This is a genomic window from Cohnella yongneupensis, assembly GCF_042655785.1.
Classification (GTDB): domain Bacteria; phylum Bacillota; class Bacilli; order Paenibacillales; family Paenibacillaceae; genus Cohnella; species Cohnella yongneupensis.
Genome location: NZ_JBHSNC010000064.1, coordinates 1 through 1029, shown reverse-complemented (window position 1 = coordinate 1029; position 1029 = coordinate 1). Strand labels below are relative to the sequence as shown.

The 1029-nt window shown below is 54.5% G+C and carries 1 protein-coding gene; it reads right to left on the bottom strand.

What is annotated here, in order from left to right:
- The coding region (locus ACFPQ4_RS24710) for a reverse transcriptase domain-containing protein (protein ID WP_378114624.1) at positions 1–684 on the bottom strand (684 nt) is incomplete at its 3' end.
- Positions 685–1029 lie beyond the last annotated feature (345 nt).

Below are 1029 nucleotides of genomic sequence, written 5' to 3'. Positions count from 1 at the left end.
CATCCCGTCAACCATGACACCGGCGTTTAAATATGCTCGAACCAGCTTCAAGACGCGTTTGTCTGAAACCTTTCTTGCGACCCTCGCCATGAGAATGTCATGGTTTACGCGGTCAAAGAACTTTTCCAAGTCCATGTCCACGACCCAGCGGTTTCCTTCTTGCATGTAGGATTGCGCTTGTTTTACTGCATCGTGGGCTCGTTTCCTTGGACGGAACCCAAAACTATTCGGTGAAAACTGCGGGTCGAAAATCGGTGTCATCACTTGCATGAGGGCTTGTTGGATCAAGCGGTCCATTACGGTCGGGATACCTAGCAGCCGCACCCCGCCTCCGGGTTTGGGGATTTCCACCCGTTTGACTGGCATCGGTCTGTAAGTGCCCGCTTGGATTTCCGCCTTCACGGCTTCCCAGCAATCCCATACGTGCGCTTGTAGCTCGGCTACCGTCACGTTGTCTATGCCAGGCGCTCCTCCGTTTTGTTTCACCCGCTTATAGGCATCTCGGAGATTTCTCTCATCGAGCATTTGCTCCAACAAGTCGTACTTTCCTTCGCGAGAAGAAAGGTCGATTTGTGCCGACGAAGAACTCGGCGCTCCGGCATACCCTTGCGGTTTCACCGCTTCTCTTTGCCGCGAGCTCCCTTGCGGGATATTCTGCTGTCGTTGCTCTTCGCGCGAACGCATCGTTTCCTTCTCTCCTTTAAGTTCAGCCCTTCCGAGGCTGTTGCAACAGCCTCGTACTATGGCTTCTGCTGACTCCTGCGGATTCAGCGCGGCGTCCCCGCCGCGGTTACGAAGTTTACTTCGCGTATTCCGCAGGCCTCCCCAGATAAGAACGTCATCTTTCCGCCCGCGCTCGCCCAAGTTTACGGCTGCAGTCTTTGGCAGCTTAGGATTTCGTCATGGTATGGTGACTCATCCGACTGCAACCGCCTCAAATTGGATTCGTGTACCTCAAGCCGTGCGTTTGCCTCCAGCTTCCTTCAGATTCCGCCTCACGGCGGACACCCTTGCTCTTGGCTAATGGTA